This is a genomic window from Paenibacillus sp. JCM 18996 (genome assembly GCF_055392555.1).
In genome coordinates, this window is the sequence record NZ_AP043884.1 from 2,092,965 (window position 1) to 2,117,512 (window position 24,548).

The 24,548-nt window shown below is 54.1% G+C and carries 21 protein-coding genes and 2 pseudogenes; 1 reads left to right on the plus strand and 22 read right to left on the minus strand.

The window, feature by feature from the left end:
* Positions 1-83: 83 nt before the first annotated feature.
* The 7 genes from ACZ5N7_RS10395 to ACZ5N7_RS10425 all read right to left on the minus strand — a co-directional run bounded on the left by ACZ5N7_RS10395 (position 84) and on the right by ACZ5N7_RS10425 (position 8,644).
* Positions 84-1,259, minus strand: a complete 1,176-nt coding sequence (locus ACZ5N7_RS10395) for a sn-glycerol-1-phosphate dehydrogenase (RefSeq protein WP_464654108.1) — start codon at positions 1,257-1,259, stop codon at positions 84-86.
* Between the two features lie 49 nt (positions 1,260-1,308).
* Positions 1,309-1,758: an alpha-L-arabinofuranosidase C-terminal domain-containing protein gene (locus ACZ5N7_RS10400; protein ID WP_464654109.1), complete on the minus strand. Its 450-nt coding sequence runs from the start codon at positions 1,756-1,758 to the stop codon at positions 1,309-1,311.
* Positions 1,759-1,802: 44 nt separating this feature from the next.
* On the minus strand, positions 1,803-3,311 hold the full coding sequence (gene arfA / locus ACZ5N7_RS10405) for an arabinosylfuranosidase ArfA (RefSeq protein ID WP_464654110.1): 1,509 nt from the start codon (positions 3,309-3,311) through the stop codon (positions 1,803-1,805).
* A gap of 210 nt (positions 3,312-3,521) precedes the next feature.
* Positions 3,522-5,012 (minus strand): L-arabinose isomerase, encoded by a 1,491-nt coding sequence (gene araA / locus ACZ5N7_RS10410; protein WP_464654111.1) that lies wholly within the window; start codon positions 5,010-5,012, stop codon positions 3,522-3,524.
* 34 nt (positions 5,013-5,046) lie between these two features.
* On the minus strand, positions 5,047-6,717 hold the full coding sequence (locus ACZ5N7_RS10415; protein ID WP_464654112.1) for a ribulokinase: 1,671 nt from the start codon (positions 6,715-6,717) through the stop codon (positions 5,047-5,049).
* 15 nt (positions 6,718-6,732) lie between these two features.
* Positions 6,733-7,431 (minus strand): L-ribulose-5-phosphate 4-epimerase, encoded by a 699-nt coding sequence (araD, locus tag ACZ5N7_RS10420; protein WP_464654113.1) that lies wholly within the window; start codon positions 7,429-7,431, stop codon positions 6,733-6,735.
* A 127-nt stretch (positions 7,432-7,558) separates the two neighbouring features.
* Positions 7,559-8,644 carry a substrate-binding domain-containing protein gene (locus tag ACZ5N7_RS10425; protein WP_464654114.1) on the minus strand — a complete coding sequence of 362 codons (1,086 nt, stop codon included), beginning with the start codon at positions 8,642-8,644 and terminating at the stop codon, positions 7,559-7,561.
* A gap of 106 nt (positions 8,645-8,750) precedes the next feature.
* Here ACZ5N7_RS10425 and ACZ5N7_RS10430 point away from each other — a divergent pair.
* Positions 8,751-9,017: pseudogene (locus ACZ5N7_RS10430) on the plus strand (type II toxin-antitoxin system PemK/MazF family toxin); the annotation flags it as partial.
* 33 nt (positions 9,018-9,050) lie between these two features.
* Here ACZ5N7_RS10430 and ACZ5N7_RS10435 read toward each other — a convergent pair.
* The 15 genes and pseudogenes from ACZ5N7_RS10435 to ACZ5N7_RS10505 form a co-directional block, all read right to left on the minus strand.
* Positions 9,051-10,568, minus strand: a complete 1,518-nt coding sequence (locus ACZ5N7_RS10435; RefSeq protein WP_464654115.1) for an FGGY-family carbohydrate kinase — start codon at positions 10,566-10,568, stop codon at positions 9,051-9,053.
* A gap of 30 nt (positions 10,569-10,598) precedes the next feature.
* Complete coding sequence (locus tag ACZ5N7_RS10440; RefSeq protein ID WP_464654116.1) at positions 10,599-12,746, minus strand: Sip1-related alpha-galactosidase; 2,148 nt, start codon at positions 12,744-12,746, stop codon at positions 10,599-10,601.
* Positions 12,739-13,743, minus strand: coding sequence for an ROK family protein (locus ACZ5N7_RS10445; RefSeq protein WP_464654117.1), 1,005 nt, complete (start codon positions 13,741-13,743; stop codon positions 12,739-12,741). The genes ACZ5N7_RS10440 and ACZ5N7_RS10445 overlap by 8 nt, the downstream gene beginning before the upstream one ends.
* Positions 13,740-14,372 (minus strand): D-sedoheptulose-7-phosphate isomerase, encoded by a 633-nt coding sequence (locus tag ACZ5N7_RS10450; RefSeq protein WP_464654118.1) that lies wholly within the window; start codon positions 14,370-14,372, stop codon positions 13,740-13,742. The genes ACZ5N7_RS10445 and ACZ5N7_RS10450 overlap by 4 nt, the downstream gene beginning before the upstream one ends.
* Positions 14,369-15,769 (minus strand): four-carbon acid sugar kinase family protein, encoded by a 1,401-nt coding sequence (locus ACZ5N7_RS10455; protein WP_464654119.1) that lies wholly within the window; start codon positions 15,767-15,769, stop codon positions 14,369-14,371. Before ACZ5N7_RS10455 ends, ACZ5N7_RS10450 begins: the two co-directional genes overlap by 4 nt.
* On the minus strand, positions 15,766-16,431 hold the full coding sequence (locus ACZ5N7_RS10460) for a class II aldolase/adducin family protein (protein ID WP_464654120.1): 666 nt from the start codon (positions 16,429-16,431) through the stop codon (positions 15,766-15,768). The genes ACZ5N7_RS10455 and ACZ5N7_RS10460 overlap by 4 nt, the downstream gene beginning before the upstream one ends.
* A gap of 2 nt (positions 16,432-16,433) precedes the next feature.
* On the minus strand, positions 16,434-16,952 hold the full coding sequence (locus ACZ5N7_RS10465; RefSeq protein WP_464654121.1) for a glycoside hydrolase family 38 N-terminal domain-containing protein: 519 nt from the start codon (positions 16,950-16,952) through the stop codon (positions 16,434-16,436).
* 155 nt (positions 16,953-17,107) lie between these two features.
* The gene (locus ACZ5N7_RS10470) at positions 17,108-17,776 is read right to left on the minus strand and encodes an aspartate/glutamate racemase family protein (protein ID WP_464654122.1); all 669 of its coding nucleotides are present in this window, start codon (positions 17,774-17,776) and stop codon (positions 17,108-17,110) included.
* Positions 17,777-17,781: 5 nt separating this feature from the next.
* The gene (locus ACZ5N7_RS10475) at positions 17,782-19,209 is read right to left on the minus strand and encodes a sedoheptulokinase (RefSeq protein ID WP_464654123.1); all 1,428 of its coding nucleotides are present in this window, start codon (positions 19,207-19,209) and stop codon (positions 17,782-17,784) included.
* A gap of 106 nt (positions 19,210-19,315) precedes the next feature.
* Complete coding sequence (locus tag ACZ5N7_RS10480) at positions 19,316-19,537, minus strand: hypothetical protein (protein WP_464659378.1); 222 nt, start codon at positions 19,535-19,537, stop codon at positions 19,316-19,318.
* 10 nt (positions 19,538-19,547) lie between these two features.
* A pseudogene (locus tag ACZ5N7_RS10485) lies at positions 19,548-19,628 on the minus strand (hypothetical protein); the annotation flags it as partial.
* A gap of 23 nt (positions 19,629-19,651) precedes the next feature.
* Positions 19,652-20,155 carry a substrate-binding domain-containing protein gene (locus ACZ5N7_RS10490; protein ID WP_464659229.1) on the minus strand — a complete coding sequence of 168 codons (504 nt, stop codon included), beginning with the start codon at positions 20,153-20,155 and terminating at the stop codon, positions 19,652-19,654.
* Between the two features lie 246 nt (positions 20,156-20,401).
* A complete protein-coding gene (locus ACZ5N7_RS10495; protein WP_464654124.1) occupies positions 20,402-20,947 on the minus strand; it encodes a D-lyxose/D-mannose family sugar isomerase in 546 nt (181 codons plus the stop codon).
* Positions 20,948-21,011: 64 nt separating this feature from the next.
* Positions 21,012-21,812 (minus strand): DeoR/GlpR family DNA-binding transcription regulator, encoded by an 801-nt coding sequence (locus ACZ5N7_RS10500; protein ID WP_464654125.1) that lies wholly within the window; start codon positions 21,810-21,812, stop codon positions 21,012-21,014.
* 77 nt (positions 21,813-21,889) lie between these two features.
* Positions 21,890-24,490 (minus strand): glycoside hydrolase family 2 protein, encoded by a 2,601-nt coding sequence (locus ACZ5N7_RS10505; RefSeq protein ID WP_464654126.1) that lies wholly within the window; start codon positions 24,488-24,490, stop codon positions 21,890-21,892.
* Positions 24,491-24,548 lie beyond the last annotated feature (58 nt).

A 24,548-nucleotide genomic window follows, 5' to 3' on the forward strand; every position in this document is an offset into this window, starting at 1 on the left:
GATGCGCACAGCAAGGTTCACTCAGGCCATCGCACAACGGGCCTGTCCACTTATACGGTGCAACGAACCGCGAGTGAGTACTATTAACGAACAATGGCCACTTCGTTGTAAGACCGAAGCAGCGTATGACGGTTAGGGCGGACATGGTGGGCCTCCCGCAAACTGCGCGCCAATAGCTCATCGTCCACGCCGAGCGCTTGCGGAGTAACGGGGCCGCCAACCGTCCGAATCAGTGCGCGGAGCGATTCCTGGTCCGGAATTTGACGGATTTCCTTTTCAATCTCTTCCCAGTTGGCTGATGCAGCTATACGTTTGTCCTGGCCGTTTGCTATTTGGTGGTAAAGCCCCGATATTTCCGCGCAGGCCGCGCCTACCTTTGCTCCGTGCAGCAGCTGCTTTTTGCCGAGACGGATATACTCCATTTCCCAATAATGCGATAAATGGTGTTCCGCACCCGACGCCGGATGCGACTGCCCGAACAGGAGCATGGCCAGGCCGGACTCGATCAGCGCGCTTATAAGCAGGCGGATACCGTCTTCGTCGCGCTTCGCTATGCTTTCTGCATGATCCACGCACATCTGCAGCGCGTTTCTGGTAATATCAGCCGCAGTTTGCGAGTAAGGCTCGCCGGCAGTAAGGCTTCCGAACTTCCAGTCGAAAAGCGACGTATACTTCCCGAGCATATCACCAAAACCGGCCGCCACCATAGCTGCAGGCGCTTTTGTCAATATGTCCAGATCGGCGAAAATCGCATCCGGTCCGATAGCCGCAATCGTTTTCTTTTCTCCGCGAATGATGATCGGCGCTCCTTTGGAATTGAACCCGTCGACCGACGGCGCCGTCGGTACTGAAACGAAAGGGACACCCACCGTGTAAGCGGAATATCTCGCGATATCATGAATTGTACCGGAACCAACCGCAACCACAACCTCAGCCGAACACTGCTGCATGTCGAGAATGAGCTGAATGATTGAAGCCTCATCGGCGATTACGTCGCCCTGATGGTCCGGCTCAACGAGCGTAAGATAAGCGGGTATGCCGGCGTCTGCAAAAGACTCCATCAACATTCTGCCGGCAGCCTCATAAGTGTTAGCGTCAGCCGCTACCGTCACTTTTTTAAAGGACTTATCTTTCAAATACGCGGCAACCTGCCCGATCGCGCCGGATTCTACAGCAATGATATCGATGTCGATCGCTCTCCGGGTATTCTCGTCCAGTCCTGCCGCCGCCTGCCTGATTTTATTCAAGATGTCCGCCATGCCGATTCCCCCTTTTCCATACCTTTATTTTACAGCCCCTTTACACAGGTCAACCCGCATTCGGTAAGTTATCGAACCCGGGCTGTCTTAAAAGATAAACGCAATTTCTCTTTAGGAGAGCACTAACACGTATACCGATAGACACGCTGACGCGGCCGGTTGCCGAAACCTTTGTGGCAATCATATCTATGGCCGGTACGTTCAACCGTTCCCCGCGATGCTCCACCTCAAAATCAACCTCGTTTTCCGGCATCCACGAGTCGATCACGGTATCCCCCATCAGCCGGGTGTAGAGCAGGAACACAAAATACGTTGAACGAAGAACGATGCCTCCTTTATGCGCGTAAATCGATCCGCGCGCATTAACCGTCGGGGCGAAGTTGGCCATGCCGACAACGTCGAAGTGCTTGAGGCATTGGTTAAAAAAGCATGCGCTGATCACGGCGTCCGCCATTGGAGAGGCAGCGGGCCGAAGCCCGGCGCCTCCCTTAATGCTCACGGCAAATCAAATGCTATTGTGATGCCTGGATACAGAGACATCGGTTATTGCTTTTTCAACCGGATGACGTTCCATGACGCTTTGGACAGGTTCGCGAGCAGTGTCCCGTCTTCGGCGTTGGCGTTACCGCTGCTGTGCGGTTTGACAGCCTCATGCACCGCCGTATTGACTGCCTTCAAATCGTCGTTCTCCAGCACAAGATGCTCGATGACACGGTATCCCGCAAAGCTGCGGATATCGGCTTCCAGCTGCAGCGAGGTATCCAGACTGCGGTTCACGGCAAAAATCGTCACTTCTTCGTTCTCCGGACGATACACCGCCGTCGTCTCCAGATACGGCACATCGGTGAATTCCTTACTGTCGTATTTCGGGGAATTCACGACCAGATTGAGCGCAATTCCGCGGCCATAAACGGACGCGTGAAGATACGGATAGAAGATCGTTTGCTTCCAGGACCGCCCGCCGTTCTCCGTCATGATCGGCGCAATCACGTTAACCAGCTGCGCCATGCACGCCATTTTGACACGATCGGCATGCTTCAGGAAGGTGATCAGCATGCAGCCGACCAGAAGAGCGTCTTCGAAATTGTACACATCCTCTAGCTGCGGCGGAGCAATGGACCACGGCTCAATCTTCTTATCCGCTTCATTGGAATGGAACCACACGTTCCACTCGTCAAAGCTTAAATTGATCGTTTTCTTGCTGCGTTTTTTCGCCTTTATATAATCGCAAACCGAAATGACCGTGCGGATAAAATGATCCATATCAAGCGAATAAGCCAGGTAACTCTGTGTATCGTTGTTGCGGTTGCCGTAATATTGGTGAAGCGATACAAAATCGACGTGATTGTAAGTATAATCCAGCGTCGTCGCTTCCCACTGAGGGAATGTCGGCATTTTCGTGCTGGAGCTGCCGCACGAAACGAGCTCGATGGAAGGATCGACCCATTTCATCACTTTCGCGGTTTCCTCGGCGATGCGGCCGTACTCTTCAGCTGTCTTGTGGCCGATCTGCCAAGGACCGTCCATTTCGTTGCCCAAGCACCATGTTTTTATTTTGTGAGGCTCTTTGTAACCGTGGCTGGCACGCAGGTCGCTCCAGTAGGTGCCTCCCTTGTGGTTGCAGTATTCCACCAGATTCCTTGCTTCATCTGGCCCGCGCGTACCCAGGTTGACCGCCATCATCACTTCGGAATTGACCAGTTTGGCCCATTCGGCAAATTCGTTCGTGCCTATTTCATTCGTTTCCACCGTTGTCCATGCCAGCTCAAGCCTGCGGGGACGATTGGCTGCCGGACCGACGCCGTCTTCCCAGTTGTAGCCGGAAACGAAGTTCCCGCCCGGATAACGAATGATCGGAACGTTCAACTCTCGTACGAGATCTGCCACATCTTTGCGGAAACCATTTTCATCCGACTGCGGATGGCCCGGCTCGTAAATCCCGCCGTAAACGGCCCGCCCCAGATGTTCGATGAACGAACCATAAATCCGGGGATCGATGGCGGAGATGGCAAAGTCTTTGTCGAGAATCATTTTGGCTTTTAGCGAACTCATTGCGGCATGCCTCCTGGAAATGTGATTGTATAATCAATAGGATTCTTGGGTCAGGCAAATGGAAACCCGCACCGCTTATTGCCCGCCTTTGGTTGAATACAAAATTATTGAAGGCAAGTCCTTGTAAGCCCCTGCCGTTAACGAGCTTGCTTGCTGCCGCCCGCAGGGCAGGCGGCAGGCAAGCTTTATTCAGCTTAAGTCGCCGTATTATTACCGCAGCCTCCAAGCCATATCATTCAATCTAAGTTCATTGCGGAAAGCAAGCGGAGTCGTATCTTTATTAATGAGCACACATTCAATTCCCGCCATTTCGGCGAAATCCGTCATTTGTTCGGTTGTCACGACATAGGAGAACCCGGTATGATGGGCGCCGCCGGCATTTATCCATGCTTCCACGCCATCCTTCAGGTTCGGCAGCACCTTCCACAGCACGCGCGCTACCGGAAGCTTCGGCAGAGCGATCTGCGGCTGCACAGCAACCACTTCGTTGACAAGCAGCCGGAAGCGGCCGCCCAAATCGATGATCGACGCATTAATCGCTGCCCCCGATCTGCCGTCAAATACCATGCGGGCCGGATCTTCCTTGCCGCCGATGCCGAGCGGATACACCTCGAGCCTCGGTTTGTTCGCCGCGATCGTCGGACAAATCTCCAGCATGTGGGCTCCCAGTACGAGCTCATTGTTCGGATCCAGATGGTAAGTGTAATCTTCCATGAAGGAGGTGCCTTCATTGCCGGCGATAATTTTCATGAGCCGCACAAGAGCGGCGGTCTTCCAATCGCCTTCCCCCCCGAAACCGTAGCCTTGGCCCATAAGGCGTTGCACGGCAAGACCTGGTAGCTGCTTAAGTCCGTGCAGGTCTTCGAAGGTTGTTGTAAACGCTCCGAACCCGCCCTCTTCAAGAAAAGATTTCAATCCCAATTCGATCCGCGCCTGGTAACGGACAGATTCGCGCACCGAATCCTCTTTTTGACCTTCCGCCACAATTTCGTACAGCTCCGCGTATTCGTCCATCAGACGATTCAGTTCTTGTTCGGAGACGGAGTTCACCCGCTCCACCAGATCGCCCACACCATAGCCGTTGACGGACCAGCCGAACTGGATCTGCGCCTCCACTTTATCTCCTTCGGTGACGGCTACCTGGCGCATATTATCGCCAAAACGCGCGACCTTGAGATTACGGCTTTCGGCAAAAGCGGCGGCGGTGCTCATCCAGCCTCCGATGCGGCGGCGGACCTGAGCGTCTTCCCAATAGCCGAACACGACTTTGCGGGAGATCCCCATACGCGCGCCGATAAAGCCGTATTCGCGGTCGCCGTGCGCCGCCTGGTTCAAGTTCATGTAATCCATGTCGATCGATTCCCACGGAATGTCGCGGTCGTACTGCGTCGCCAGGTGCAGCAGAGGCTTCTGCAGCTGCGACAGACCGGCGATCCACATTTTGGCCGGAGAGAAAGTGTGCATCCATGTAACGAGGCCCGCGCACTCGTCATCCGCATTCGCTTCGAGCACCAATCTGCGAATCGAATCCGGTGTTGTCAATACGGGCTTGAATACAAGCTTGAAATGAATCGCGTCGTCCCGATCCAAGCCTTCCGAGATCGTTCTCGAATGCTCTTCCACCTGCTTCAATGTTTCGGGACCGTATAAGTGCTGGCTTCCGGTTACAAACCAAAATTGATAAGGTTTAACTTTTAACATATGTATAAATCCTCCTTTTCATAGTCAGGCTAATTTAGCTCACGGTTTCTTTAATTTCCTTCAGGCGCTTCATCACGTCATTCCCGCCGCGTCCGAAGTAATCATGCAGTTTGGAATACTCCTGGTATAACCTTTCATATATGGCAGCGTTTTCAGGAATCGGCTTATACGTCTCTTCACGTACGCGGGCCATTTGCTGTGCCGCCTCTACAATGGAATCGAACCCGCCCTTCTCCTTACCCGCCGCCACGGCGCCGAACATGGCCGCCCCTACCGCCGGAGTCTGCCTGGAAGCCGCGACTTTAATTTCCCGGCCGGTGACATCGGCGTAAATCTGCATCAGCAGGCGATTTTTCTGCGGAAGACCGCCGCATGCATACAGCTCGTTCACTTCAACTCCGTTTGAATGGAAGGCGTCCACTATTTTGCGCGTTCCGAAAGCGGTCGCTTCCAGCAGCGTCCTATAAATTTCCTCAGGCTTGGTCAGCAGAGTGCAGCCGATCAAGAGGCCAGTTAAATCGGTGTCCACTAGGACGGAGCGGTTGCCGTTCCACCAATCAAGCGCAAGCAGGCCGGTCTCGCCGGGTTTGTACTCAGATGCCCGCTGTTCCAGCCATTCGTGTATACCTACACCTTCTTTTTGCGCTGCTTCCTTTACATAGGACGGGACCCCTTCTTCCACATACCACTCGAAAATATCTCCCACCGCGGATTGGCCGGCTTCATAGCCCAGATACCCCGGGATAATACCATCCTCCACCACTCCGCACATGCCTTCCACATGGGTTTCCTCCGTGCCGAGCAGCATGTGGCAGATTGAGGTCCCCATGGCCATTACCATTTTGCCTGGTGTAACCACGCCCACTCCCGCTACGGCGGCATGCGCGTCAACGTTGCCGACCGCCACGGCTGTGCCGGGAGCAAGTCCCATGAGAGAAGCCATCTCCTCCGTCAGCTCGCCTGCTTTAGTTCCAAGAGGAACAATTTCGCCGCGCAGCTTCGTTTCCGTCAAATTCTCCAACCGCGGGTCGAGCGACTTGAAAAACTCCCTGTCCGGATAACCGTCCCGTTTATGCCAGATTGCCTTATACCCTGCGGTACAGCTGTTGCGAACGATATTGCCCGTCATTTGGGAAATGACCCAATCCGTGGCCTCGAGGAAACGGTCCGTCCGGTCGTAAATTTCCGGAGCCTCGTTCAGAACCTGCCATACTTTGGCGATCATCCACTCGGAAGATATTTTGCCGCCGTATCTGGGCAGAAACTTCTCGCCGCGCTTCTCCGCAATTTCATTGATCAGATTGGCCTCGTCCTGAGCCGAATGGTGCTTCCAAAGCTTCACCCAGCTGTGCGGGTTGCCCTTGAATTGCGGAAGCAAACACAACGGTTCTCCCTGATCATTGATCGGAAGTATCGTGCATGCCGTAAAATCGATGCCCAGCCCCATCACATCTTCCGGACTTACTCCTGTCATTTTCATTACTTCCGGAACAGACCGCTTCAATACCTCGATATAATCTGCTGGATGCTGAAGAGCCCAATCATGTTCCAGCTTAACGCCTCCCTCCGGAAGCACTTCGTCAATTACTCCGTGCGGATATGGCGTAACATGATCCGCGAGCTCCGTTCCGTCAGCAAGGTCAACCAATACGGCCCGCCCGGATTGAGTACCGTAATCGACTCCAATCGCATATTTGCCCCTCATGTTCGCATCTCCTTTTTATGATTGAATTGTTTGGCCGTAATACGCGTTAGCTCCGTGCTTGCGCAAAAAATGCCGGTCCAGCAAATTCCGGTCCATCGGCGGAACGGCTGCGTTTAACGCATAAGTGCGCGAGGCCATCTTGGCGACTTGCTCCAGGACAACCGCGTTATGGACCGCGTTATGCGCATCCTTGCCCCAAGTAAAAGGAGCGTGGCAATTGACCAGCACACCGGGAACCTGCATCGGATCAAGCCCGTTGAAAGCTTCCACGATAACGTTCCCGGTCTCTTTCTCATAAGCGCCCTGGATCTCGGCTTCCGTCATCAATCTGGTGCATGGGATTTCGCCGTAAAAATAATCCGCATGAGTCGTCCCAAGCGCCGGAATGCCTCTTCCCGCCTGCGCCCAGCTTGTTGCCCACGGAGAATGCGTATGCACAATGCCGCCGATTTTGGAAAAAGCTTTATACAAAACAAGGTGCGTAGGCGTATCCGACGAGGGCTTCAGCTTTCCTTCCACATTAGCTCCATCCAGATCAACCACAACCATATCATCGCGTTTCATTTCTTCATAAGCGACACCGCTCGGTTTAATGACCACAAGGCCATTCTCACGGTCGATGCCGCTCACATTCCCCCATGTAAACGTTACCATCCGATGCCTGGGCAAGTCCAGATTGGCCTCAAGCACCTCCTGCTTCAGCTCTTCCAGCAAAAGGAACCTCCCCCTCCGTTTCGATGTATCTTCATCTCCATTATACATTTGTACGTACGAGTTGGCTATTCTTTTTTATAAAAAGAAAAACCTGTACACACAAGTATACAGGTTCCGCTGTTTCGGTTTATATTTTTCTTGTAGACTCCCTTACAACCAGTTCCGGCTTAAAGACGATGTCCTTCCCGGTGTCAAAAGCTTTATTTTCGATAATGGAGAGCAGCAGCTCTACCGCTTGTACGCCCATTTCCATTTTCGGATGCGTCAGAGTGGTCAGGTTCGTGGCCGTTGCCAAAGCGGAATCGTCAAAGCCAACTATGGACAGATCCTCCGGCACGCTCAATCCGGCCTGCCGTGCGGCATCCAAGAGTGAAACCGCCAATTCATCGTTATAGCAAACGAACGCCGTCGGCCTCTCCGTCCGCTGCAGCATAGCCAGAGCCGACTCGCGGGGCTTGACCGTCTTTTCTTCGGTGGTATAATGAACGACAGATTCAGGGAGCAAAGGCAGTTGAACCTGTTGGTGGGCCCGTATGAAGCCTTTTAAACGATTGACGCCCTGCAGATCATCCGTTTTGAAAAATCCGGCGATGTTTCGGTGCCCGAGTTGGATCACATGCTGCGCGGCCTTGAATCCGCCCTCCTCGTCATCGACCTTTATACATGGACAGTTCATTTCGGAATACCTCTCATTTATCATTACAAAAGGCATGTTACGATACTGCATCGTTAGATAATGCTGCAAATTCGGGTTTCCCTGCGCGCTCTTCGTCGGCTCTACGATCAACCCGCTCAATGGCTGCCCGAGCATCATTTTCAAACTGTCCGATTCCTTTCCTTTATCGTTATCCGTGCTGGACAAAAGCAGCCCGTACCCCCGGCTGCGAAGCGCCGATTCCGCCCCGCGGACGATATGCGGAAAGATATAATCGGATATATGCGTTGTGACCATTCCGATCATTTTTTGCGCTTGCTGAAAGGGTCTGTTTGGGGGTGCGGAAACGAACGTGCCCTTCCCCTGGACGCGGTACAGCCACCCTTCCTGCTCCAGCTCGCCGAGCGTCTGCCGCACCGTTTGCCGGCTCATCTGAAACTGGCCCGCAATTTCGTTCTCCGACGGCATTTGTTCATCCCGCTTCAATCTTCCCGTTTCAAACCAGGCCATAATTTCCTGCTTCAACTGCTGATACTTCGGCACGCGCTTGTCTTCCATTGTACACCTCGGGCTTTCTTCGCTTGTACAACCAGTATAGCATATTCAACTTGTATGTACATTATTTGATTCAAGCCCTCGATTTAAACTGTATGTGTGAACATTTGAACAAGCAGGAAGAAGGCCAGGGATTGTGTTATCACCCCAGGCGTTCAATCTTGTGACCGGATTTGCTGCAGTTTGCCCGATTACGAACCAAAAAAAAGGGTATCCCTTTGAAGTTGAACTATCAGCAGGTCTCGAAATAAAAGGTGTTATTCTGCCAGATCAAGTGAAAAGCCCGGATTGGCGAGCGAGAAACATTGAAATTAAGGACAGAGCTCCTCAAAAAATCATTGATGAAGTGCTCGATAAAATTCATTCGTTTTTATAGAGCTGTGATGAAGGAACTCCAGCGCTTCTTGATTTATTTTTCTCCATGCAAAGCGCCTGATATCCACTCGTCGAAAAATTCAAGAGACTCCTGCAGCTTTACAAATCCCTGTTCATATATACGCTGATAAATACCATGATACCCCGTATCGGGCAGATAGCTGGCGGCCATTGACTTAGAAACCGCGGAGGACGCTTCCGCAAATGAGGAATACAATCCGGCTCCAACACCTGCCGTAAGAGCGGCACCGAACAGGGCGGCTTCCGCCAATTGGGGAACCTGGATTTCCACTCCGGATACGTTCGCTTTGATTTGCAGCCAACAAGGGTTATGCACTCCTCCGCCTACCGTCGTCATCTGCCGAAGGGATTGCCCGCTCACCTGCTCCGCCCGCCTTCGGATGGTCTCCATCTGATAAGCGCTGCCTTCAAAAACCGCCTTCAGCATGTCCGCTTTTCCGTGCTTTCCGGTGAGTCCGACAAAAGCCGCTTTGGACCTGGGATTGCGCAAAGACAGCCCTCCTCCGGACAAATAAGGATAAAAGAGAATGCCGCCTGGAGAAGAATCCGTTTGCTGTGACAGCTCCAAAATTTGCCCATAGCTTAGTTGCTTGTCACCCAGCAAGTGCCGCAGCCACTCGACCGACCCTCCCGAAGAGGAGTGCCCTCCCATCCAGAACATTTGGCCATCGACCGGATGCAGGCCGAAGGAGAGCCCCGCTTGATAATCCACTTCGTTTAACGGCCGGGCCAAGATGGTTCCTACAAGAGTTTCCGCCGTGCCCATAGAATTATAAGCATCTCCTGCTCTTATGGCACCGACGGCGAGAGAGGCGCAAACATGGTCATGCCCGGCTATAAACACTTTGGCGCCATCCCGCAGGCTTAGCTCTTGCGCGAGCGGCTGCTTAACGTTACCGACGGCTGTGCCGGAAGAAGCGGCCTCAGGAAACACATCGGCACTCAGCCCCAAGTCCTGCACAAACGGCAGATCCCACTTCTTCTCATCTATTCGGAATGCAAAGGTGCGGGCGGCAAGCGTATACTCTTCCTGAAACCGGCCAGTCAAGCAGAAGGCGAGATAAGCGGAGGCCGAAAGCCACACGCTACCCTTAAGCGCCTGCGGATCCCTTGCCCTGAGCCAAATGATCTTGGCAATCCCCTGCTTGTAGGAGGGACGCAGGCCTGTTTTATAAAAGTGTTGTTGTTCATCGATCCGGTTCTTTATCCATTCCGCTTGAGGAAGGCAAGAAGGCTCAAACCAGGGGATAAGAAAAGATTGCGGCTGACCGGTCGACCTGTCCACCAGAAGGCCGGTTTCCGCCATGCTCGTAATCCCGACGGCTTGTATCTTCGCGTTCCCTGCGCCGCCCGTCACTTCCCGGATCAGCTCCACAGCCGTCTCCCGGAACTGATGCGGATCGTAAAAGGTGAAACCATCAGGATGCTGAAACTGATGATTCGCCTTTACAGCGCCAGCTAAGGCATTGCCGTATTCGTCAAAAATTCCGGCTTTTATATTCGTTGTTCCCGCGTCTATGGCCAGCAGCATGCGTTTCCATCCTTTTCAGTGCATTTTTGTTTAAAAATGAACGATCTCTATCGCTACTTCACCGGCACAGTCTCCGCATTCCACGATGTAAACATTTCCGCCCGCAGACTGCAGCTCTTTTTGCGTGCCGGCCAGGATAACTTGCTGCGGCTTGTTCTTTGCATAGAACGCGAAAGTCCCTCCTTCTTTCAAGGAAACGAGCGTAGATCGGCCGGTATCTCGGAGTGCAAGGACCGTATCGATGGAGATGTATTTATTGATCAGGCCGATGGGTGTAACGGAACCCGTCAAGGGAATCAGCAGATAGAGAGCGCATTGTCCGGCTTTTAAGCTGAACTCCTGCCGTTCTTCCGGAAGAAGGACAAAGCAGCGCTTGGAAAAATGCTCGTACACCAGGCAGGCAGTACCCTCCAATGCGGGAACGTCGCGAACCTGAAGTGACCCGGTGACAGACGGTTCCGTCCGGTGAATGTGGAAGGCGGCGACTGCACCCGCTCCTCCGCCGGCGGTATTCCAAAGCTTTAAGGGTACGGCTTCCCTCGTCGGATCCAGAGTCAAGATGTCCTCCGTCGGGTTCGCCGTTTCCTCGCAGCGGATGACCCTGCCATCCTTGTAAATGAGCGGCCAAAGCTTGCGGGGATCGGTGCGTCCCACGGCATCGCTTATATAAACAGGCCCGCCGCTGATGGAGCGCAGCAACGCGTTTTGGACGTCATCGTGATTGATGGTCCAGAACATATCCCAATCACCCCAATAGAGGGGCCCGTGGAAGAAGGAATTGTAGCCGTTTTGCAGAGCGTGCTCCTGAAAACCGTGCGGCTCCTGCGGAACGAAATCGTCGCTGCTGCGGGAGACGGCGGATTGCGGGCGGTGCCAAATATTTTCCGAGGCCATGCCCATGCAGTTAATGACGGTTTTATCAAAATGGAGGGCGACGGACGCTTCCAACGCCTGATGTGCGGCAGCGGCGGCTTCCCCAGCGGAACGGTGATGCTTCAAATAATTGCCGACCGCGCTTTGGCTGTCCACCTTCACAAAATCAACCCCCTGCAGCCTTAAAAACGCATGCCAGGCGTTCCAGAAGCCGAACCCTCTGCCCGCGTCGGGAAAGGGAATGAGGTTTCCTTTTGAAGTGGTCCATAAATAATCGCCATACTGCCGGGCCAAAGGACTGCCGGGATGAATGCCTCCCCAATAGCCCATAATGGTATGCCAGACTCCGACCCACCGGACTCCAAAACTTTCTTTCAGCTCCGATACTGTCCCCGCCAAACCCTTGGGAAATTTTACGCAGTCCGCTTCGAAATCGATCAGCTTATGCTCCGAGGTTTGGGACCAGCCGTCGTCGATCATGAACCAGCGCACAGGCAGTTCCTGTTCCTTGAATTCCTGCGCTTTGGCAAGAAGGCCTTCCTCGCCAACCTGATGGTAAAAAGCGTCCCAACTGCACCAGCCAAGGTAATCCAGTATTTCCGGATACGCTTTGCGCTCGCGGGGCAATGTAGAATAGTCCAATTCCTTAAGCGCTGCACCGACTTGATCCCGCATAAGCTGAAACGGCTTGTCTCCGGCTCCAAGAATAAAAGCAAAAGCGTCGCATCGGCTCAGCCCTGCCTGCCGGGAGGAAATGCGGACGGAAAAGCCGCCGTCCTCTCCGCCGAGATCCGTGCGGAATACGGGTCCGCAAACAGGCAGAAGATGGTAGTAGGTATTCTCTGTCTTCCAGAGCAGCGACAAGGTTCTCTCGGGCAGGCGGGACAGGTCCTGATCGAAGTGGGGACGGGTCCACCAATCTTTATGCTGGTAATTGGCCATAAGTCCCTTGAGCTCCGGCAGGCCTTCTACCCGGACGTTGATCCCCGCTTCAGCAGAAAAATTCCGCTGGCTGCCGAAATCGTTCGCATTCCTGATCTCTCCATGGACATAAACGAGCACAAAATTTCCGCAGCAGCGGAATACGAGCCGGACGCTAATAGAGTCGTCTTCGCTGCCGTAAAGACAAGTATAATCCGTGTAATGTCCAAAACGGCCCGTGTCTACAGACGGCACGCAGCTTGTGAACTTAAGCTCTTCCACCGTGTTCGAATCAAGCCTCACGGAAACGTGAAGCCCGTCCATCACGATGCGGCTTCCATCCGATAAGGTCCCTCGGGGACCGGAAAAAATATAATTAAACATGGCAGCTGTCTCCTTTACGATGCATTTCATCGAAAGCGTGCAGGGCTACAGAGAGGCTGGCGGCGTCGCCGACATTTTCCTGAAGTCCCGCCGGCACGATCCGGCAAGTTTCAAGGGACAACGGCAATGCCTCCCGCCTCAGCTCCTCCATCACAAGAGGCTCCAACAGCGCCTGCTGACGCGCATAGATGCTGCCAATGACAATCCGCTCCGGATTCAGTACGTCGACCAGAATCGCCAGCCCCCTGCCCAGCTGCTTCCCTACGGTTCTTATGACATTGAGCGCCAGTTCGTCTCCGGCCTGCGCCGCTTCGGCGACCTGCTTGGCGGTAAGCCCATACGGATCCGCCGATTGCAGATCGGCCAGCGTCGTTGAAAGGCCGGCCCGTGACCATTCCCCGGCCATGGTACGGGCAAGCCTGGCGATTCCGCCGCCGCTGCAGAAGCCTTCAAAAGAGCCGATCTTGCCGTAGCCGGCCGGTCCTTCCTCCTGCAGCCGCATGTGGCCGACTTCGCCAGCCATATCGTTCGTTCCCGAGTACAGCCTGCCGTTCAGGATCAGGCCGGCCCCCATCCCGGTTCCGAAGGTCAGGAAAATCATGTTCTGCGTCCCCCGGCCCGCTCCCCATTTCCACTCCGCCATCGCGCAGGCATTGGCGTCATTCTGCAGGGCGACCGGGACGCCGAACCTGTTCCGGAATGGTGCAACCACGTCAATCCGGTCCCATCCCGGCAGATTGGGCGGCGACAGCACCAATCCGTTCGTGCTGTCGAGCGGACCGCCGCAGCTGATACCGACCGCATGCAGGGAATCGATGCTTTCTTTTCGCATAAGCGTTTCCAAGGCATTTTCCAGCTCCAACAAAGTTTCCCCGGCCCCTTGCCGTGTTGGAAAGCTGATCTTTGCCGCGATCTCCAGCCGGCCGTCATTTTCAAAACCGAGAACCGCCGCGCATTTCGTTCCGCCGATGTCTATTCCGCCAAGTACAGTTTTCATGAGAAAAAAGTCTCCTCAAGCATGAGGCATATCGCGTGATAAACGGGAAGATGGCGTTCCTGGATATCGTGCGTGCGGTCATAAGGGACAAGGATGGCAATGTCGCACAGCTCTTTCAGCCTGCCTCCGTCCCGTCCGCTAAATCCAATGGTGACCAGGCCCAGAGTCTTCGCCACCTGCACGGCACGCACCACGTTCACCGAGTTGCCCGAGGTGCTGAACACCGCCAGTACATCTCCAGGCTGACCATAGCCGTAAACCTGCTGCGCAAAGATCATATCCGCTGCGACGTCATTGGCGAAAGCAGTCATCAGCGATGTTTGGCTTACAAGGGAAATTGCCGGAAGGGCCCCCTGCAGATGGTCCGCCAGATAGTTCCCTTCTTCATCTTCTTGCTTCATCAGCTTCTCCCTCATGGAAGAGGGAACCGGCCGCTTTGAGACGAAGCCCTTCATCAGCTCCCCCATGACATGCTCACAGTCCGAGGCGCTGCCTCCGTTGCCTGCAAGCAGCAGCTTCCCTTTGTTTTCGAACGACCGCTTCATCGCTTCGAACGCTTTGCCGATGTCTTCCCGGCATCCGTTCAAATCGGGATATTTCTCCGTTAACTCCTGCAAAATAGTGTTCATCCGCGTTCCTCCTCCTTATTACTGTTCGCTTCCAAGCCCTTTAAATGCTCCATCGCCCTGACAAAAAAATCTTCGCTCCCGAAGCTGCCGGATTTGAGCACAAGCAGCAGGCCGGGCTCGCCCAGCGATAAGCAGGAAGGAAGCCCGGGTTCAATCTCCTGCAATATTTTCACTCCGTCCACACCCAGTCCCCTGCAGACAGCCGCCGAGGTTTCTCCCCCTGCAATCAGCAGCCTCCTTTGGCCTGTCGCGTCGGTCACCGCTTTCACAATATCCGACAGTGCGTTCGATACGAGCCTGGACACTTCCGTCTTGCCAAAGCCGAGTTCTGCACCGCGCGTTTTGGTCTCGGCCACTTTATCAAGGGAATGAGAGCTGTAGACAAGCACATCATGTCCTGCCGCCAATTCGCTGATTGCCGCATGTGCCACATGCATCCGATGCTGCTTGCTCTGCTCAGGTTCCAGCAGCTGCAAGGAATCCACTTCCAAAGAGACGATTCCCTGACGTTTAGCGTATGCGATTTGGGCGGCGGTCTGTGGCATGAGGCTGCCTGCCGCACACAGCACATTGTTCCGGGCTTCTGCCGGAGTATGCAGGGCAGCATCGCAGCCGCCGCTTCTGCTGCCGTTCTCACCAAACTCTTCCGGCCCATCGAATGCGAAATCTGCGGACTCCGGGGATTTGCCGGCAGTCAGGGCGTTCGCATTAAGCAGCACCAGCTCTTCCGCCAATGCCGAGCTACCGCAAAGGATCGCTTCGTCCTTGACGGCCTCGGCAATGATCTTCAGCGACTGCTGGTCACGAACGTCAAGGAGGAGATAATTGCACGTTTCTTTTTTTTCCGTAATCTCTTGTCTGAGCGCATCGCTTCCCTGTTCCACTACACCGATATCGAGGAAGTCAACCTTTCGGCCCGTCTGGCTTTGAAGGATGTGCACCAGATTGGATTCCGCCATCGGATGGACCGGATCGCTGCGGAATTCCGAATCCTCCAGCTTCCTGCCGTGCACATAATGGATCGCACCGATAGTGGTTCGGCCGTTTTTGGGAAAACCGAGAACAACGACCGCGAACTCCTTATCCAGCGCATCCAGCATAGCGTCGAATTCCGCACCGATATTGCCTCTGAACACCGAGCAAGTTTTGTTGATAAAGGTCCCGCAGCCTAACGCTTTCAATCGTTTCGTCGTCCGGTAAACCTTCCCGTAGGCGTCTTCCCGCCCGTCCAGCCGGGAGTTCGTATCGATGATAAGCACATCGGGAAGGCGCTTACCCGGCGTACCGCCGGCCATCCACGATTCCATCGGATAAACGTAGGTTTCCAGCCCCGACTTGGCAAACATGATTCCAATATCGTTAGCTCCCGTAATGTCGTCTGCAGCGATTCCGATCATGAATTCCACTTCCTTCTCGGTCTGTATCCGGAGTGATTGAGGAAATCCTGAACTGTTTCTTCCGGAAGAGGCCGAAGGGAGATGCCCGAGCTTTTGGCCTGGACAAGCATCCGGCACGCCATCTCCAGCGTTTGCAGCGCCATTCTCGCTTCCTTCACGCTCGTGTCGTATACAAGGACCCCGTGATTTTCAAGCAGCAGAATATTGGCTTTGCCGGCCTTTTCCCGAACGGCCTCCCCCAGCTCCCGTGATCCCGGATGGCAATACTCTACCCGATCCACCCGCTCCAAATAGTACATCGTTTCGACGAACCATTCGGAAGGGACCGGTTCTCCGCTGCAGGCAATCATCGTGCTGTAAAAAGGGGAAGCGTGCAGGATTGCGTTCACGTCCGGGCGGGTTTCATATACCGCCTGGTGCATCGGCACTTCCTTCGAAGGCTTCTGTGTTCCCGCAGCCTTTCGGGAAGCGCCTGCAATGGAGCATTCGGCGAAGTCTTCATCGCCCAGTTCGCCCATATAAGTGCCGCTGGCAGTTATGATATAGCGGTCTCCATCCAATCTTGCGCTGATATTTCCCGCGTTTCCCCAGGCCAAACCATAATCCATCATGTATTTTCCCGTATCCTGCAGCTGCTTGCGAATGACTGTATCCTGATTCATTTTTACATCTCATCCCATTCCAGCAAATTGGTTTCCGTCACGGCCAGCTCGGAATTTCTAAACACACGGAACGTTTTGATTTCGGCAGGCTTGAAATCTGCGCGGATCACCCGAATTTGCGGCAGCATGCCGTTGTGTCCAAAGCTGTCCACGTTGTATCCCACTTTGGCCGTCACACCGAACTTTCCCTTGAAATAACGCTGGCCGTACAATCCCTGCCTTACGAAGGATTCCCCTCCGGGGACATTGCAGTCCGGTTGAATCCACCAGCCCCCGACGATATTCCAGCGGCCTTCGGCGACTCGCTGCCTGATTTCCTCAAACATCACAGGATCGTTATTTTCGACCCACTCATATGACGCTGCTGAACTTGAGGTGAATATAAAATCCTCCGATTCCTTCATACGGTCCAGTGCCGAGCGGAAGGTGGCTTTCGTTTCCTGGAATCCTTCCTGCCACTGCCACAGCCATACAGGGTCCAAATGAGCATTGCCAATCATATACAGCTTTTTATCTTTCACGCGATCCACTCTCCCGTATCATGTAACTTCTGAGGCGCGTAACCTTAGGTAACAGCTTGATTCGTTAGTCCATTGCATTTTGTGCAACAGAAGAGGTAAACAGGACAGTTAATAGACGAACCCGTTGCAAAAAGTACAACAGTGCCCCGTTGCCTTCAGCTTAACTTCGAAAGCTCCAGTATCCTTTTCACTTTCTCCATTCCCAGCCTTGGGCTCGTAATAAACTTCTTTTGCTCTTCGTCAGAAAAACGGGAAAGCACACGGGCCATCGAAGCCTGCGCCAGCACGACGATGTCCGCATTTTTGGCCATCTCCCGCAGAGATACGGACAACTCCTGATCGTGGCCTTCTTTGTCTCCGGCCATAAGTTTCCGGTAGGCCGCTGAGATGATCAGCGGATGCAGCCGCACCGCCCTGCCGGCCTGCTCCGCTTTGTCTTCAAGCAGGCGCAGCGTAGGCTGCAGCGTCGTAGCCAGCGTGGCGGCAACGCCGATTTCAGACGCTGAGCCAATCGCGAACTCCGCCATCGCTTCATCGATCCGTACGATGGGAATTCCAATTTCAGGCTGAACAAGATCTACCAGCCCTCCGATAGACGAGCAGGCGTTTAAAATGCAGTCCGCCCCCAGCTTCTCAGCGATCTGCGCATACTGGCGCCAGCGCTGCTCCACTTCCTCGATCCGTCCTCCGTTTGCACCGAGTTCAGGGAGAATCGAATCGTCCATCAGGTTGACGACATGTACGCCCGGAATCATTTCTGCCGCCAATCCCTTCAGCGAATCAACGGTCGCCGGTGTCGTATGTATGATAGCCAATTTAAACATGGTCATTATTCCTCCTTGAAGGTGTACTGGATCGCTTCCTCATAACCCGCAAAACTTCCGCAGCACACTCCGGCATGAAGGGCTGCTCCGAAGGCGGCTTCCTCATGGGCAGCGGATAAGTATACGGGAAGATTCAGCCGCTTGCGCAAAAGCAGCCGCATCGCCGGGTTCCGGCGGATTCCATTACCCGAACCTGCGGCGGCTGTCAAGCTTCTGCGCAAGTCTGCCGGAAATTCCCGAGTAAAATCCAGCAGCTCCTGGACGATCCCGTCTAAAAAGCCGGCTGCCAAATGCTTCGGAGTAAACGTCCGCTCCGTTATGCCGGCAATCGAGCCGGTTAATTCAGGGCGCTGTCTCGCACCGTAAAACTGAGTCCCCACCTGAAGAAACTCCACATCTTCAGTCATCGTCTTTTCTGTCATCGTCTCTTCTGTAATCGCGTCTTCTCTGATCGCCTCTTCCGCCATCCGGTTCATTTGATCGAACAAGCTATGTTCCTCAAATGCACCAAAAGTTCGGCATACCTCCCGAAAAAACCGCTCCAGCAGCGCGTAAGATTTACCCCCGCCCAGCGAAGAACCGACCAGCAGATACCCTCCTCCGGGAAAAGGACGGGATTCAATAATCTTGTCGCTGGATCGGACTGAGCACCCCTGACGGAGCGTCTCCGAAAAGACAGAAACCTGGGCCCCGGTTCCCACGTTGAAAAGCAGCGTCCCTCGAAGACCCGGCACAGCCCCCAGGAAGCTGGCCTGGTTGTCCCCTATAGCACAGGCAACAGTCTTGCCATCCTTGGTTATTCCGATAATGCCTTCCGCGAGACGGGGTGCCATCCCGGGATCCATCCCCACTTTTTCCATGGCATCAAGAGAGAAAGTTAACCCCTCTAGAGAGAAGAGGCCAAGCCCGGCCGCATTGGAAGCATCCACCAAAGGTACAGTTTCTCCGCACAGCTTCATAGCGATATAATCGCCGATAGTGCAGAAGCAAACGGCCTCCGGCGGGACCGCGTTATTTTGAATATTATAAAAATGAGTGACCATCCCGTACCCTGCAGCGAGCGTGTAGCCCGTAGCTTCTTTCAGATAGGCCGCATAAGTGAGGCCGGAATCATGCTTCAGACCCCCCCGGCCGTCCTGCCAGGTAAAAAGCGGGCTAACCGCCTCTCCCTCACGGTCAATATATACAATCCCGTGCATTTGGCAGGAAATCCCTACCGCCTTAACGCCTTCCCACACCTCGCCGCAATCCCGAAGCAGCTGCTGAGCCAGCTCAACAATACGGGCAGGATCCTGCAGCTTTTCCCAAGAGCGTGGTGACACTATGCCGGAATCGTTGGCCCTGGCCACCGTTCTCACGAGCCTCCCGCCATCCGCTTCGACCACAACACAGCACAGTGAAGTGGTGCCTATATCGATACCTCCCAAATACATTGAAATCCCCCATTCACCCATGGCGCAGGTCCAGAATGCCGACAAGTCGTGATGGAGTTCCGATCGGAATAAGTAAAACACTTTTCACACATAATGCAGTCCAGAACTACCGGCAAGTGATCGTTCCATCCAGCTCCAGCCCGTAGAGATCGATAAGATTTTTACGCAGAATCCTGTCGGCGAACTCACAAGCCTCTTTTTCATCCAGCATGCCTTCTTCCACCTTCTCCGTAAGCACGTCCGCGATGATTTTTCTGGCCAGCTTCTGGTGTTCTGCGATTGCCGTTCTCCTGGACAGCCCGCAATACACCGATAGCCGTTTCGTCATTGGATGCGATCACAGCGGTGATGTCGGGACAGCCGATGAGCTTCTTCATCGCATTGTAACCGGATTCATTTGACCAATCGGATCTGACCACCCATTCTGCATTGTAGGTCAAGCTCAGCTGTTCCAAAGACTGCTGTACCCTTTGAACCTGTACCTGCTCGCGGATGCCGTGTCCGGCCCTGCAATAAAACCGATATTCCGGTGGCCGATACTGTGCAGATAAGCTACGACCTCGGCAATCCCCGCCGAATTGTCTACATCCACCGAGCACAGGCCTTCCATTTCCCCATGGTCTCCAATCAGGACGACGGGTGCGCCCTCCTCCTTGATCCGCTGCAGTTCCTTGCGCTCCCGCTGTTGGAAGCTGACCAGGATAATGCCGTCCGCCTGCCCTTCATAAAGAAGATCGAGGAAAGAAGTCTCTTTGTTTAAGTTGGAAGTCCGGCTTAAGAACACACAATTGTAGCCTTTACTTTTGGCAACGCTTTCAATTCCTCTAATAATTCCCGAGTAAAAGATGTTCGAGATGTCGTCGACAATGACACCGATAGTATTTGTTTTATCCAGAACCGTATGAACTCTGTAGGATCCTTTTGCGGGAAAAGCTCCAGTTAATATGGTGGAAAATGTCTCCTACATGGTCACTGTGCCGAATTACAGGGAGGAAATCCTGTTAATAAAGGCACGTACACCCAAGAAAGCAGATTAGAGGGAACTTTTCCTGTTAGTTGATGCGTAATCGCCGTATACTTCCCGGTATAAGAAAACCGGTACAACAAACCCGGCACATTCTAACATGCGACTCTCCCGGCGTGCGTTGCGGCCCAACACGGTGAGCGGGTCAGACCCAAAGAAAGGCTAGTTCTAGCCTTCCTCAACCACCGGCAGACGCTTCACGTTCGGGTCTGTGAAAATGTCGAATTCGTCGCGGCTTGTGCTGGAGAACTCTGCAACGATAGCGCCTTCCTCACCGGCCTGGAACCAGTGCTTTGTGCCTGGTAAAATCGTGTACTGTTCTCCCGGATTCAATTCAACTTCCCTGAACACCGTGTAATATGGCATACTTTCGGCCGGAACAACCGCCTGGATAACGGCCGTCGGCTCACCCTCGACATACAGAAACACTTTCCCCCAGCGGCAGCGGAAAGTTTCCATTTTGCCGGGATCCGCGCCGACCGGAGGATGAAGATGCTCGGGACAAGTCTGACGCGGAAAAAGCGCCAGCTCCTTGGCGCAGTAACGATCCGTATTGATATACGTGAGCAGCTCCAGTCCTTGGCGTTCCAAGCTGTCCAGTCCGAAGCACGCGACTTCAATGCCCGCTTTCTCCTCCGCAGTCAGCACGATTCCGGCTTTCTCAAACATTTCCGCCGTCCTCGCCTGTGCTTGCCGCCCTTCACTTCTTTTCATAAAAGGTCGCCTCCGTCATTTCTAGTTCGGCTTAATTTGGGCCATAACCGTCTCTTTCCTTCCGCTAAGCATGGTTCTGGCCATTTTTCACGGATACCGCTATTACTTCCACGCCTTGTTTTTCGATTTCGCCCAGAATATCCGGGTCGGCCAAATCGCTGGTGATCAAAATATCGACATCCGCAAAGCTGCTAAAGGATAGCAGCGCCTGGCGGTAAAATTTGCTGTGGTCCGCAACGATGACGACCTTCTGTCCGGATGAGATCATTACCCTTTTTATTTCCGCCTCGTACAGGTCGGAGCTGGTGAATCCATTTTTCAAGGAGATTCCGGAGGTTCCCAAAAACACATAGTGCGCATTGTATTTCTGCATTTCGGCTTCGGCCTGCGGTCCGACAAGGCTCATCGATTTTTTGATAAGTTGTCCGCCGATCAGAAAGATGGATGCGTCCTCCGAGCTGCTGCATTCGTCCGCAATGTTGATCCCGTTCGTTACGATGATCAGTCTGGGAGTAGGCTTCAAATGCTTGGCGACGCACCACGTTGTGGAACCGGAATCCAGGATGACAATTTGTTCTTCAACCACCAGTTCCGCGGCCCTTTTGCCTATGGCGTCCTTTTCCTCATAGTGCTCGAATTTACGCTGTTGGAGAGGGGGGATATGGCTCATCGCCAGCTGGAGATCGTCAGCCAGAATCGCGCCTCCGTAGTTTTTTACAATCAACCCTTCTTGCTCCAGCTGATTCAAGTCCCGGCGGATGGTTTCTTCGGAAACGTTGAATTCACGAACCAAATCGGAAACCTTGACACTGCGTTCCTGAAAAAGGATCTCTTTAATCTTGTTGCGCCTTTGAACGACGATCATGAATTCTCCCCCCTGGATATTTTTAAATGATTAATTCGGCACATATTCGTATCTTACCTGAATTCTGCATAAAATGCTCACTGCCTGCATGATAAAATCCGGGTTTCCCGCGAATTCCAACAGGTCAGCTCGATGCACCGTTCTTCGGACGGGACTCCCGACCAGTCGGCCTCTACCGTCCGGCTTTCGCCGGGAAACAGGTTGAGGTCGTTCCGCGAAAAATATACGTACCCCGGGGCGTCGGGCTGGCGTGCGTCATCCAGCCGCAGTTGTACCGCCGCATGAGTTCCGGTGTTAATGAGCTTGATGTTCCATAATCGGTCATCGACCTGTTCGCATACTGCCTGGATCGCGGTTTCCGGGATTCTCCCAAGGGGAGCCAAATCTTTCGTCCTTGAAAAAAGGTACCGATTGTCCGAGACCACTTCTCCCTCCCGGTCTCTGAGCACAAGGTCCAGGAAAAAGATTTCGTCCATCCATTCATTCAAGTCGGCGTTAATGCCTGTCAGCCGGGTCGGGCGGTCGGCTTCAACGGTCACCGAGTAAGACCTTTCCAGGTACCTCCCGCCGCCGGAGCCTGCCAGGGCAGCTTCCAAGACGGCATCCTCCAACGGCTGCAGAAGGCAATTGACCGCCCACAGCTCCGCCTCGAACGCTGCCCTTCCTGCCCAGGCTTGCGTGGGGAAGCTCGCCGTCACGTGCACCGGCCGATAAGCCTCGGCAGCGGCATAGTAAGCCGATTTCGGTCGGGCATAGTAGTCCAGCGCCGAGGTGCAGTAGCCGTTCGGATAAGGCTCGTTGAACTGCCACGGCAGCGTACCGCTGTTTTGGTACTTGCGCCGGCGGTTGGATTCGATCGCATAGCGCAGCCCGTCCGCCTGCAGCATCTGGCTCGCTCGGATCATATGCCCGAGATCGTCAATCCCGTCGAAAGCCTCCTGGACGAGCTGCTCATTGATCCACCAAGCACCCCGGTGAAAATAGACCGGATTGTCTTTGCTCGGCGGCCATTGTCTGCTCGCGGATATGCTCCGGTCGAGCGTTTTGCGGTTAGTCATCCCTTCCACCCCGAATTCGCTGTGCAGAAGGGAAGTCCCCCTGTTGTAAAGCGTATATTGGCCGGTCAGTCCCTGGTGTTCCCATGGGCCGTGCACGTCATGCAGCCCTGCCGGATCTTTCGCTATATTGTCAAGAGTATTCGAGAACAATCTTCCGGTCGGGGAGGTAGGAAGCCAGTGGCGGTCCGGATCGAGCCGCTTGACCACCTCGCTCAGGGCCCCGAGCACAGGCTCCCTGTCGTCCAGCGGGACGCCCCCGGGACCCTGCAGTTCATTGCCGCCGCACCAGAGCACGAGCGAGGCATGGTTCCTTTTGCAGGGGATGATTTGCTCCGCCTCGTCCACCATCATGGCCAGGAATTCCGGATCCGCAGACGGCTTGTTCGCGATCCCCGAGCTCGACTGGATAAATTCCTGCCACACCATGATACCGTAGCGGCTGCACCTATCATAGAACGCGTCTTTTTCAATCAGGCCGCCGCCCCACACCCGAAGCATGTTGACGTTCGCCCGTTTGGCCAAAGTGAGCAGCCGTTCAAGCTTTTCCGGACGCTCCACCCCATACATGACGTCGATCGGAACCCAGTTCCAGCCCTTGATGTAGACTCTTCTGCCGTTGACCACAAACGTGTAAGGCAGGGCAGTCTGATCTTCCGTCTCATTGGAAACCCGTTCCACCGAACGGATGCCGAAATAAATTGTTCTTTCATCCGAAGGCAGCCCGGCAGCAGCATCCGATCCGGTGCTCAAGCCTGCAGGGGTCACGCTAATTTCCGCCTTGTACAGCGGCTGCTCCCCGTATCCGTTCGGCCACCAAAGCTCGGGATTCGGGACGGTGACATTTTGTACAAGCTCGGTCCTGCCTTCCTCGAGCCGCCGCCTGCTTTTTCCGGATGCCACAGTGTTGCCGTTCAATGTAATCCTCGTTTCCACCTCGACCTCAGTGCCCGAGAAGCCTGTCAGGGCAGACGTAACGCAAATCGGCGCCTCTTCCTGCCCCGGCTTCCACAGCGGACGGACAAAAACATCTTCCAAACGGACCGGTCCGGTGATCTCCAGGAACACATCATCCCAAATCCCCTGGTGGATCATGCGCGGGCAAAAATCCCACCAGTAGGTCATCCGGCTTTTGTGCGTTTTCACGTATTCCGTTTTGCTGACCTGGGGCTGCTCGTCCGGCGCCTTCCCGATCACCACGGCAAGCAGGTTTTCCTCCCCGTACAGCAAATCTTCGCTTACCTCAAACAAAGCGGGGGTATACATTCCCTTATGCCGGCCGACAGGTTTTCCGTTCAAAAAGAACTGCGCCTCATAATCCAGGCCCTTGAAATGCAGACGAATTCGTGTCCCGCGCTCTTTTTTATCGACATTAAATGTCTTCCGGTATACCCAAGTCCGCTGAGGCACCCACTCGACCAGCTTGCTGTTCAAATCCCGATAAGGATCCGGGACATGGCCGCCCGTCCAAAGATCATGCAATACGGTGCCGGGTATCGTGCCTTTGTTCCACCAACGTGTATCGCGCGTGCTCGGCTTTTCGGAATTCCGCCAAATCCAGTCTTCACCGATGAATTCCTTAAACAGCCAGTCACTGCCGTTCAGCGATATTACTTTTGCCATTGCCCGCTCCTCCGTTATTGTGTAGTGGGGGCTCCCCCAAAAGCAGCCGGAATAATCA

Coding starts and splice junctions, on each gene's coding strand:
- ACZ5N7_RS10395 (WP_464654108.1), bottom strand. CDS start 1,259: ATGGCGGACATCTTGAATAAAATCAGGCAGGCGGCGGCAGGACTGGAC.
- arfA (WP_464654110.1), bottom strand. CDS start 3,311: ATGAGTTCGCTAAAAGCCAAAATGATTCTCGACAAAGACTTTGCCATC.
- araA (WP_464654111.1), bottom strand. CDS start 5,012: ATGTTAAAAGTTAAACCTTATCAATTTTGGTTTGTAACCGGAAGCCAG.
- ACZ5N7_RS10415 (WP_464654112.1), bottom strand. CDS start 6,717: ATGAGGGGCAAATATGCGATTGGAGTCGATTACGGTACTCAATCCGGG.
- ACZ5N7_RS10425 (WP_464654114.1), bottom strand. CDS start 8,644: ATGGAAGACAAGCGCGTGCCGAAGTATCAGCAGTTGAAGCAGGAAATT.
- ACZ5N7_RS10435 (WP_464654115.1), bottom strand. CDS start 10,568: ATGCTGCTGGCCATAGACGCGGGAACAACGAATATAAAAGCCGGAATT.
- ACZ5N7_RS10440 (WP_464654116.1), bottom strand. CDS start 12,746: ATGTTTAATTATATTTTTTCCGGTCCCCGAGGGACCTTATCGGATGGA.
- ACZ5N7_RS10445 (WP_464654117.1), bottom strand. CDS start 13,743: ATGAAAACTGTACTTGGCGGAATAGACATCGGCGGAACGAAATGCGCG.
- ACZ5N7_RS10450 (WP_464654118.1), bottom strand. CDS start 14,372: ATGAACACTATTTTGCAGGAGTTAACGGAGAAATATCCCGATTTGAAC.
- ACZ5N7_RS10455 (WP_464654119.1), bottom strand. CDS start 15,769: ATGATCGGAATCGCTGCAGACGACATTACGGGAGCTAACGATATTGGA.
- ACZ5N7_RS10460 (WP_464654120.1), bottom strand. CDS start 16,431: ATGAATCAGGATACAGTCATTCGCAAGCAGCTGCAGGATACGGGAAAA.
- ACZ5N7_RS10470 (WP_464654122.1), bottom strand. CDS start 17,776: ATGTTTAAATTGGCTATCATACATACGACACCGGCGACCGTTGATTCG.
- ACZ5N7_RS10475 (WP_464654123.1), bottom strand. CDS start 19,209: ATGTATTTGGGAGGTATCGATATAGGCACCACTTCACTGTGCTGTGTT.
- ACZ5N7_RS10480 (WP_464659378.1), bottom strand. CDS start 19,537: ATGACGAAACGGCTATCGGTGTATTGCGGGCTGTCCAGGAGAACGGCA.
- ACZ5N7_RS10495 (WP_464654124.1), bottom strand. CDS start 20,947: ATGAAAAGAAGTGAAGGGCGGCAAGCACAGGCGAGGACGGCGGAAATG.
- ACZ5N7_RS10500 (WP_464654125.1), bottom strand. CDS start 21,812: ATGATCGTCGTTCAAAGGCGCAACAAGATTAAAGAGATCCTTTTTCAG.
- ACZ5N7_RS10505 (WP_464654126.1), bottom strand. CDS start 24,490: ATGGCAAAAGTAATATCGCTGAACGGCAGTGACTGGCTGTTTAAGGAA.